Here is a 9,809-nt window from a genome sequence, read left to right as displayed (position 1 = left end):
TTGACGTCCTCCCCGCAGTGAACTGCGGGGATTCCTCGTACCGGCCGGCTGTCTCGATAGGCGCTCATGCGGCTATCGCCGTGGGCTGGTCGGCAGTGGAGGTTCGCGCCGAGCGGCTCTGTCGCATGTGGGCCCGCGCTGCGCGCCGGGCTTTGATGCGCGCCACTGACCTCCGCGAGGGCGGATGCCTGCGGCCTCGCCGCTTGTGTGCTGATGCACCACCCGACACTGCGCTGGGGTAGGGCGCTGCGCCCAGGACCGCACATGCGTCGGTGCGCCCTTCGGGCGCTTACGCCCACCTGGTATTCGTGACCAAATACCGCCGCCGGGTGTTCACCGATGCCATGCTCACCTTCACCGAGCACACCATGCGCGCCGTGTGCGCCGACCTCGATGTGGAGCTGGTCGAGTTCAACCGGTCAGGCAGCGTGCGCAGCGGCCGCTTCGGCTCTACAGCGCCTTGAGCTCCTCGGTCACCTCGGAGACCGACTTCTTGGCGTCGCCGAACAGCATGGTGGTGCCGTCGGCGTAGAACAGCGGGTTGTCGATGCCGGCGAAACCGGAGTTCATCGACCGCTTCAGCACGATCACCGACTTGGCCTGGTCCACGTTCAGGATCGGCATCCCGTAGATCGGCGAACCCTGGTCGTTGCGGGCCGCCGGGTTGGTGACGTCGTTGGCGCCGATCACGATCGCCACGTCGGTCCGGGAGAACTCGTCGTTGATGTCGTCCATCTCTTTCATGGCGTCGTACTCGACGTCGGCCTCGGCCAGCAGCACGTTCATGTGGCCGGGCATCCGGCCGGCCACCGGGTGGATGGCGTATTTCACCGGCACCCCGCGCGACTCCAGCAGGCTGGCCATGTCCTTGACCGCGTGCTGCGCCTGGGCGACCGCCATCCCGTAGCCGGGGACCACCACCACCTGGTTGGCGTAGGCCATCTGGATGGCCGCGTCGGCCGCCGAGGTCGCCTTCGCCGCGTGCTGCGCCCCGTCACCGCCGGCCGGCGCGGCCCCGCCGCCACCGAACCCGCCGGCGACGATCGCCGGGATGGACCGGTTCATCGCCTTGGCCATCAGGTTGGTCAAGATGGTGCCGGACGCGCCGACGATCATGCCGGCCACGATCATCGCGGTGTTGTTCAGCGCCAGACCCGCCGAGGCGGCCGACAGGCCGGTCAGTGCGTTCAGCAGCGAGATCACCACCGGCATGTCGGCGCCGCCGATCGGCAGCACCACCATCAGGCCGAGCACGGCCGAGGCGACCAGCAGCGTGACCATCCACCACAGCGGCGCCCCGCCGCCCGGATGCGCGTCCAGCCCGATCACCACCGCGCAGACGACCGCCGCGACCAGCAGCAGCAGGTTGAGGTACTGCTGGGCTCGGCCCAGCCCGATCGGCCGGCCGGAGATGATCTCCTGCAGCTTGCCGAACGCGATGATCGAGCCCCAGAACGACACCGACCCGATGATCGCGGCCAGCAGCGACGCCACCACGATGTGCGCGGTCGGCTGCTCGCCGTGCTGGAAGTCGGAGAAGCCGGTGGTCTCGATGAACTCCGAGAGCGCGATCAGCGCGACCGTGCCGCCGCCGACGCCGTTGAACGCCGCCACCAGCTGCGGCATCGCGGTCATCTTGGTCCACCGGGCCGGCGGGATGCCGAGCACCACCCCGAGCACCAGGCCGGCGATGATCAACGGCCACTGGGTGCTGTGCCGGACCAAGATCATGGTGGCCCCGACCGCGATGGCCATGCCGGCCGCGGCGATCAGGTTGCCGCGCACCGCGGTCTTCGGGCCGGTCAGCCCCATCATCCCGTAGATGAACATCGAGAACGCGACGATGTAGAGGGTCAAGACGAGGTAGTTCATCGGGGTTGTCCGTTCGTCTCGGCAGCCGTGACGGCCTTGGCCGGCTCCGGCTTGCGGGTCTTGAACATGCCCAGCATCCGGTCGGTGACGATGAACCCGCCGATCACGTTCAGCGTGCCGAAGACCAGCGCCACGAACAGGATGATCTGCAGGCCGATCGACGGGTGCTCGATGCGGCCGAGCAGCAGCAGCGCACCGAGGACCACGATGCCGTGGATCGCGTTGGTGCCCGACATCAGCGGGGTGTGCAAGGTGTTGGGCACCTTGGAGATGACCGCGAAGCCGACGAAACCGGAGAGCACCAGGATCGCCAGGTTGGCCAGAAGGTCGTTGTACATCTAGTTGTCCTCGGTCGGGGTGCGGGTGACGCAGGACCCGGCGACCACCTCGTCGTCGAAGTCCGGCGTCAGCGCACCGTCGGTGATCAGCAGCTCGAGCAGCGCGGTGATGTTCTTGCTGTAGAGCTCGCTGGCGTGCTCGGGCATGGAGGCCGGCAGGTTCAGCGGCGCGACGATGGTGACCCCGTGCTTGACCACGGTGGCGCCCGGCTCGGTCAGCGCGCAGTTGCCGCCGGTCTCACCGGCCAGGTCCACCACCACGCTGCCCGGCTTCATCCCCTGGACGGCCGCGGCGGTGACCAGCTTCGGGGCCGGCCGGCCGGGAACCAGCGCGGTGGTGATCACCACGTCGAACCCGGTGATCGCATCTTCCAGCGCCTGCTGCTGCTGCGCGCGTTCGGCTTCGGTGAGCTCGCGGGCGTAGCCGCCCTCGCCGGCGGCATCTATGCCCAGGTCCAGCCAGTGCGCGCCGACCGAGCGGACCTGGTCGGCCACCTCGGGTCGCACGTCGTAGCCGGTGGTGCGGGCGCCGAGCCGCTTGGCGGTGGCCAGCGCCTGCAGGCCGGCCACCCCGACGCCGAGCACCAGCACGCTGGCCGGCTTCACCGTTCCCGCGGCGGTGGTCAGCATCGGGAAGAACCGGGTCAGCTCCGATGCGGCGAGCAGCACCGCCTTGTAGCCGGAGACGTTGGCCTGCGACGACAGCGCGTCCATCGCCTGGGCGCGGGAGATCCGCGGGATCGCCTCCAGCGCGAACGCCTGCACCCCGGCGGCGGTCAGCGACGGGATCGGGCTGTCCGCGCTGCGCGGGGCCAGGAAGCCGATCAGGGTCTGCCCGCGGTTCAGCCGGGCCACCTCGGCGGCGGTCGGCGGGGCGACCTTGACCACGACGTCGGCGGCCCAGGCGTCGCCGACACGGGCCCCGGCCTCGGTGTAGAGCGTGTCGGGCAGCAGCGCGCGCTCGCCGGCGCCGGCCTCGACCACGACGGCCACCCCGGTCTTGATCAGCCCGGCCACCGCCTTGGGCACCAGGGCCACGCGACGCTCGTCGGGCTCGGATTCGGCGACCACCCCGACCGTGGTCTGGTTATCTATCATGCTCGGACGCCCTGCTCCCTCAGTTCGGCTTTGATAGCGGCGATGCCCGGCTACCCTAGCCTGCCCGCCTGGGCGGCCCGCTGGCAGATCGGGGCGAGCACCCACCGGCGGTGTCTTATCGTGGCGGAATGGCGGCATTCATGACCGAGCGGATCTTCGACGGCCCCGACGCGGTGCACCTGCGCACGGCGGCCCCGCTGGCCGCGGCGGCCCACTGAGATGGCCGCCGAACTCGCCGGCGAGCTCTCCGGGGCGTGGAACTTCCGGGACGTCGCCGACAGCGTGCCGCTGCCCGGTGGGCGGCTGCTGCGCGCCAGTGAGCTGAGCCGCCTGGACGGCACCGGCCGCGACCGACTGCACCGGCTGCGGGTGACCGACGTCGCCGACCTGCGGTCCCGGCGTGAGGTGGCCCGGCGCGGACCCGACCGGGTCCCGGACGACGTCGACGTGCATCTGCTGCCGTTCCCGGAGCTGGCCGCCGATCGGGCCGACGGCGACCAGTCCGCACCGCACGAGCAGGCGTTCCGCAAGATCCTGGTCGAGCACGCCGCGGGGGGGTCGGCCGCGGTGTTGGCGTCGCGCTACATGACCGAGGAGTATCGGCGCTTCCCCACCCTGCCCGGCTCGCTGCGCGCCGTGCACCGGGTGGTGGGCCTGCTGGGCTCCGGCCGCAGCGTGTTGGCCCACTGCTTCGCCGGCAAGGACCGCACCGGGTTCGTCATCGCGGTGGTGCTGGAGGCGGCCGGTATCGACCGGGACGCGATCCTCGCCGACTACCTGGCCAGCAACGCCGCGGTGCCGGCGCTGCGGGACCGGATCATGGAGATGATCCGGCAGCGACCGGAGATCGAGCTCACCCCCGAGGTGGAGACGTTCGCCGAGGCCCGGCTCTCCGAGCAGGTGCTCGGCGTCCGGGAGGAGTACCTGCTCACCGCCCGCGGCTCGATCGACGAGCACTACGGCTCGCTGGACGGGTACCTGCGGGCGGCCGAGGTCAGCGCCGAGGACGTGGCGCGGCTGCGGGGCGTGCTGCTCGGCTGAGCGTGGCCGAACGGGTCATCACCGGGGATTCGGCACCCAGGTCGAGTATCCGGAACCGCTGGTCCCAGTTGTTGTGTGGAAAACCGCACGCGCCGCTAAGCAAACCATGTACGTTTCTGCTGTACCGCGTCACTATTACCCGTGGGAGACCCGCATGCACGCTGCGCTTCGTCCGTTCGTCACCACCGGTGTCGCCGTCGTCGGCGCCAGCCTGGTCGCCGTCACCCCGGTGACGCGGATGGCACCCCAGTTGGCGGATCCGCAGGTGCGGACGGTGAAGCTCACCGCCGAGGGCGAGGTCGTGACCGCAGCCGTTGTCCCCGGTGATCTCGACAGCAGCAACCTCGCGCTGATCATGGGGCCGAGCACCATTCCGATCCCGACCGATGGCTACCTGGACCTGGTCGACCAGCTGTACCTGGCCCCGCTCGGCTTCGGCGGCAAGCTGGAGCCGCTGGCCACCCCGGAGGGGCTGTACCCGGTCACCGGCCCGAAGAGCCTGCCGTTCGACACCTCGACCGATCAGGGCGAGAAGATCCTGGAGAACGCGATCCAGCAGGGCATCGCGGACAAGACGATCAGCCCGGAGCACCCGGTGACGGTGTTCGGCTGGTCGCAGAGCTCCACCGTCTCCGCGCTGGAGATGACGAAACTGCACGAGGCGGGCATACCCAGCGACGACGTGCACTTCGTGCTGGTCGGCGACCCGAACAACCCGGACGGCGGCATGCTGGAACGCTTCGCCGACCTCGGCGGCGGCGGCTCGCACGATTTCACCGTCCCCAGCCTGGGCATCACCTTCAGCGGGACCACGCCGGCCGACCTCTTCCCGACCGAGATCTTCACCAACGAGTACGACGGCTTCGCCGACTTCCCCAGGTACCCGATCGACATCCTCTCCGACTTCAATGCCTACCTGGGCATCCTGTTCCAGCACATCGCCTACCTGGGCATGAGTCCTGAGCAGATCGCGGCGGTCTCCGCGGACAATCCCGCCGGGGCGATCCCGCTGCCCGGCTCGAACGACCTCGGCGCCGATACCCTGACCAACTACTGGATGATGCCGGACGTCACCACCAACCCGCTCACCGGACTCTCCGAACCGGGGTTGCCGCTGCTGCAGGTGCTGCAGTTCCTGCCGTTCATCGGCCAGCCGCTCTACGACCTGCTGCAGCCGGACATGAGCATCCTGGTCAACCTCGGCTACGGCAGCATCGACAACGGCTGGAGCCCGGGTCCGGCGAACGTGGCCACCCCGTTCGGGCTGCTGCCCAGTGCGTCGGCCGACCCCGGGTTCAACTGGAGCGACGTGCTTCCGGCGCTGGGGAAGGGCCTGGAGACCGGAGCGCACGACTTCTTCAACGACATCCTCAACCCGAAGAACTGGAGCCTGTCGGACTACGTGACGGGGCTGCGAGACGACCGGTTCCTGAACGGGCTGATCGAATTGACCCACGCGCTGGGTCTCACCAGCGCCACCGACGTCAAGGACCTCAACCTGCAGAACCTGCTGGAACTCGGCGTCAACGGGCTGTACGACAACACGGGCTTCCCGACCTCGGACGTGTCCATCTTCCACTCGTCGTTCGCCGACGTGCTCAACAGCATCAGCGGCACCATCTCGGGTGACTACGCGACGCTGCTGCCGATCGACGACACCTTCAACTCGCTGGTCACGGCGGTGCCGACCCTGCTCGTCGACGAGATCAGCACGGGCTTGACGGACGGCAACCTGCTCGGTGGGATCGGCGACGCCTTGGCCGCCGGAACCGCGCTGATCCCGTTCGCGCTGATCTTCGGCGCGGCGGTGCCGTCGGTGGTCGGCGTCGGCGGCACGCTGGTCAACCTCGCCGAGCTGGTCGGCCTGGGTGGAGACGCCAGCGGCGCCGGCGCGACCGCGGCCACCGACACCACCGGCGGCATCCTCGGCGAACTCACGGGAATGCTGGGCATATAACACCTGCCCGGGCGGCCGCGGGCGCGGTGGCTAGCTAGCTAGCGCTAGCCTCAGGACAGCGCGAAGCTGGCCGCTTTCGCCGCAGACAGGTCGGCGATCGTCGACCACTTCCCGGCCACGTCGTCCACCGACGGCGGGTTCTCGAAGGTGGCGCCGGCGTTCTCGAACAGCGCCACCCGCTGCACCTTGCCGCCGCCGACGACGAAGATCGACCCGGTGTTCGGGTTCTCCTCGGTGCACAGGTAGGCCACCACCGGCGCCACGAACTCCGGTGTCAGCTTGGCCAGCACCTCCGGCGGCAGGATGTCCTCGGTCATCCGGGTGGCCGCGATCGGCGCCAGCGCGTTGGCCTTGATGTTGTACTTGGCGCCCTCCAGCGCCAGCGTGTTGATCATCCCGACCAGGCCCATCTTGGCGGCGCCGTAGTTGGTCTGGCCGAAGTTGCCGAACAGCCCGCTGGTGGAGGTGGCCACCACCACCCGGCCGTAGCCCTGTTCGCGGAAGTGCGGCCAGGCCGCGCGCAGCACGTTGTAGCCGCCGTAGAGGTGCACCTTGAGCACCGCGTCCCAGTTCTCCGACGTCATCTTGTGGAAGGTGCCGTCGCGCAGGATGCCGGCGTTGCTCACCACCCCGTGGATCGCGCCGAACTCGTCGATCGCGGTCTTGATGATATTGGCTGCCCCGTCGGCATCGGCCACGCTGTCGTAGTTGGCCACGGCGCGCCCGCCGGCCGCCTTGATCTCGGCGACCACCTGGTCGGCCATGTTGTGTCCGGCCCCGGTGCCGTCCCGGGCGCCGCCCAGGTCGTTGACCACCACGCTGGCGCCTTCCCGGGCCAGGGTCAGCGCGTACTCGCGGCCCAGCCCGCCTCCGGCTCCGGTGACGGCGATGACACGGTCCTGCACTCCGGGCATGAGCTTCCTCTCGGTCGGGGGTCGATCGGTGGGGTTGTTCCGGCTCACCGGAACACTAGAACAGCCGGCGGGCCAGCTTCCACGCCTTCTCGGTATACGGCGGGTATACGAAGGCGGCGAGGTCGGGCCGGGTCGGCTTGGCCAGCACCGCCTTGCGGTGGCTGAACTCCTCGAAGCCCCACCGGCCGTGGTAGGCGCCCATCCCGGAGGCGCCGACACCGCCGAACGGCAGCCGGGCGGTGGCGAACTGGAAGACCAGGTGGTTGATCACCATGCCGCCGGCCGGGACGGCCTGGATCACCCGGTCGCGGACGTCCTTGGCCTTGGTGAACAGATACGCGGCCAGCGGCTTCGGCCGGGAGTTGACGAACCGGACCGCCTCGTCGACCGAGCCGACGGTGACCACCGGCAGGATCGGGCCGAAGATCTCGTCGGTCATCAGCGGTTCGTCCGGGTCCGGGTCTACCACCACGGTCGGCTCGATCCGGGTTGTCGCCGGGTCCGATCCGCCACCCAGCGCGACGGTGCCCTTGGTGGCGGCCAGCGCCCGGGTCAGCCGGTCGAAGTGCCGCTGGTCCACGATCGGCTGTCCTTGCGGCTCGAACGTGGTGACCGCGTCGTTGATCTTGGCGACCAGTTCGTCGCGGATGCCGGCGTCGGCCAGCACGTAGTCCGGGGCGATGCAGGTCTGGCCGGAGTTGATCAGCTTGGTGAACGCGATCCGTTTGGCGGCGACGTCGAGGTCGGCGTCGGCGGCCACGATGCACGGGCTCTTGCCGCCCAACTCCAGGGTGACCGGCGTCAGGTGCGGTGCGGCCGCCTGGTAGACCTTGCGGCCGATCTCGGTGCCGCCGGTGAACATCACCCGGTCCAGACCCTCGGCGATCAGCGCCTGGCTCACCGCACCGTCGCCTTCGACCACCGCGACCGCGTCGGTGTCGAGGTACTTCGGCACCAGCTCGGCCATCAGCCGCGACGACGCCGCCGCCACCTCGGACGGCTTGAGCACCACCGCGTTACCGGCCGCGATCGCGGCGACCGCCGGTCCGAGGGTCAGCGCGAACGGGAAGTTCCAGGCGCCGATGATCAGCACGGTGCCGTACGGCTCGTACTCGATCCAGCCGCGGCCGGGCAGCTGGGCCAGTTCCAGGCGCCGGCGACTGCGCCGCATCCACTTCTTGACGTGCTTGGCCGCGTACCGCGCCTCGGCGCTGACGCTGGCGACGTCGGCCAGCCAGCCCTCGAACGGTTTGCGGCCCAGGTCGGTGTCGAGCGCCTCGAGCACCTCCGCCTCGTTCTCGGTGATCAGGGCGTCGATGGCGCGCAGCTGCGCCTGTCGCCACTGCAGACCACGGGTGCGCCCGCTGTCGAACGTCTTACGCAGCCGGGCAATGGTTTCCGGGATGTCCGCCGTCGGGGCGGAAACACTGGTGGGGGCGATCTCGGTGGTCATGGCTGATCCTTCCTGACCGGATAGCCCCAATCGTAATCAACCAGCCGGTTGGGTGGCAGCCGGTTGGCGCACCGCGGTGACGAACTCGGAGAACGCGGCGCGGTCGTCGCCGACCGGGATGTCGACCCAGCGGTCCAGCCGGCGCATCTCGTCTCGGGAGTGCTGCGCGCCGGCCTGCCAGCCGTGCTCGTCCAGCCAGTCGCGCAGCGGCGCGCGGTGCTCGTCGTGGTAGATCAGGTCCTGCACGTCGACCGTCTGCTCGATGCCGAGCTCGGCGGCGACCCGGCGGAACCGCTCCCACAGCTGCTTGCGTCGTTCGTCGGCCTGATACGGGGCGGTCTCGGCCGCGATCCGGCTGCCCGGCGCGCTGAGCTCGGTGATCTGCTCGAAGAGTCGGTCTTGCCCCGCGGCCGGCAGGTACATCAGCAGGCCCTCGGCCAGCCAGGCGGTCGGCGCCGCGGGGTCGAAGCCGGCGGCGCGCAGCGCGGCGGGCCAGTCCTGGCGCAGGTCGATTCCGACGGTGCGGCGCTCGGCCGACGGCTCGACGGCGTCGGCGGCCAGCGTCTCGGTCTTGTAGGCCAGCACCTTCGGCTGGTCGATCTCGTACACCACCGTCCCGGCCGGCCAGTCCAACCGGTAGGCCCGGGAGTCCAGCCCGGCGGCCAAGATCACCACCTGGCGGATGCCGCCGCCCTGGTCGGACACGGCGGCCGTGAAGTAGGCGTCGAAGAAGTGGGTGCGCACCGCCTGGTAGCCGCGCATGTGCTGGAAGACCGCGGCGGTCTCCGGGTCGACCGCCGCGATCCGGTCGGCCATCGTCGGGTCCAGCATCGCCTCCCACACCCCGGTGGCGGCCGCGGCGACCAGCAGCTTGGCGTACGGGTCGCGGATCAGCGGCTCCGGGCTGTCGGTCTCCGCCGCGCGGGCCGCCGCCACCATCACCGCCGTCGATCCGACGCTGGTGGTGATGTCCCAGGTGTCGTCGTCGGTGCGCATCGCGGGCGTGTCACTCATCGGCCTACCTCACTTCCTGGCTGCCATGCTACCCAGCAAGTTAGCCCGCCTAGGCAGCCGCATTCAGCCACCCGTCAACGGTCTGCGAATTAAAGTAGGTCCGTGCGGACAACGACCTCCCG

Annotated in this window: 9 protein-coding genes; 3 read left to right on the top strand and 6 right to left on the bottom strand. The window is 69.9% G+C overall.

Features of this window, described 5'->3' with window-relative positions:
* The first annotated feature begins 308 nt into the window (after window positions 1-308).
* Window positions 309-464, top strand: a complete 156-nt coding sequence (locus AC2VNT_RS07625; RefSeq protein WP_486946276.1) for a hypothetical protein — start codon at window positions 309-311, stop codon at window positions 462-464.
* Here the strand turns inward: AC2VNT_RS07625 and AC2VNT_RS07620 are convergent.
* Genes AC2VNT_RS07620 through AC2VNT_RS07610 form a run of 3 tightly spaced genes read right to left on the bottom strand, consistent with a single transcriptional unit; the run spans window position 451 to window position 3,308 of the window.
* The gene (locus AC2VNT_RS07620) at window positions 451-1,872 is read right to left on the bottom strand and encodes an NAD(P)(+) transhydrogenase (Re/Si-specific) subunit beta (protein WP_486946275.1); all 1,422 of its coding nucleotides are present in this window, start codon (window positions 1,870-1,872) and stop codon (window positions 451-453) included. The two genes, AC2VNT_RS07625 and AC2VNT_RS07620, sit on opposite strands and share 14 nt — an antisense overlap.
* Window positions 1,869-2,210, bottom strand: coding sequence for an NAD(P) transhydrogenase subunit alpha part 2 (locus AC2VNT_RS07615; protein WP_486946274.1), 342 nt, complete (start codon window positions 2,208-2,210; stop codon window positions 1,869-1,871). The genes AC2VNT_RS07620 and AC2VNT_RS07615 overlap by 4 nt, the downstream gene beginning before the upstream one ends.
* Window positions 2,211-3,308, bottom strand: a complete 1,098-nt coding sequence (locus tag AC2VNT_RS07610; protein ID WP_486946273.1) for a Re/Si-specific NAD(P)(+) transhydrogenase subunit alpha — start codon at window positions 3,306-3,308, stop codon at window positions 2,211-2,213.
* A 219-nt stretch (window positions 3,309-3,527) separates the two neighbouring features.
* On the opposite strand from AC2VNT_RS07610, the gene AC2VNT_RS07605 reads away from it, so the two are divergent.
* Complete coding sequence (locus tag AC2VNT_RS07605) at window positions 3,528-4,349, top strand: tyrosine-protein phosphatase (protein WP_486946272.1); 822 nt, start codon at window positions 3,528-3,530, stop codon at window positions 4,347-4,349.
* Window positions 4,350-4,503: 154 nt separating this feature from the next.
* The gene (locus AC2VNT_RS07600; protein ID WP_486946271.1) at window positions 4,504-6,306 is read left to right on the top strand and encodes a PE-PPE domain-containing protein; all 1,803 of its coding nucleotides are present in this window, start codon (window positions 4,504-4,506) and stop codon (window positions 6,304-6,306) included.
* Window positions 6,307-6,356: 50 nt separating this feature from the next.
* Here AC2VNT_RS07600 and AC2VNT_RS07595 read toward each other — a convergent pair whose 3' ends face one another.
* From AC2VNT_RS07595 to AC2VNT_RS07585, 3 genes are read right to left on the bottom strand one after another with little or no spacing between them, the layout of a single operon-like run.
* Window positions 6,357-7,220 carry an SDR family oxidoreductase gene (locus tag AC2VNT_RS07595; protein WP_486946270.1) on the bottom strand — a complete coding sequence of 288 codons (864 nt, stop codon included), beginning with the start codon at window positions 7,218-7,220 and terminating at the stop codon, window positions 6,357-6,359.
* Between the two features lie 55 nt (window positions 7,221-7,275).
* Window positions 7,276-8,673 (bottom strand): aldehyde dehydrogenase family protein, encoded by a 1,398-nt coding sequence (locus AC2VNT_RS07590; RefSeq protein WP_486946269.1) that lies wholly within the window; start codon window positions 8,671-8,673, stop codon window positions 7,276-7,278.
* 36 nt (window positions 8,674-8,709) lie between these two features.
* Window positions 8,710-9,669, bottom strand: a complete 960-nt coding sequence (locus tag AC2VNT_RS07585) for a class I SAM-dependent methyltransferase (RefSeq protein ID WP_486946277.1) — start codon at window positions 9,667-9,669, stop codon at window positions 8,710-8,712.
* Window positions 9,670-9,809 lie beyond the last annotated feature (140 nt).

The sequence above is a fragment of the Mycobacterium sp. TH-M15 genome, from assembly GCF_057473705.1.
The sequence above is the reverse complement of the archived record's forward strand: the minus strand, read 5'-3'. Positions and strand labels throughout refer to the sequence as shown.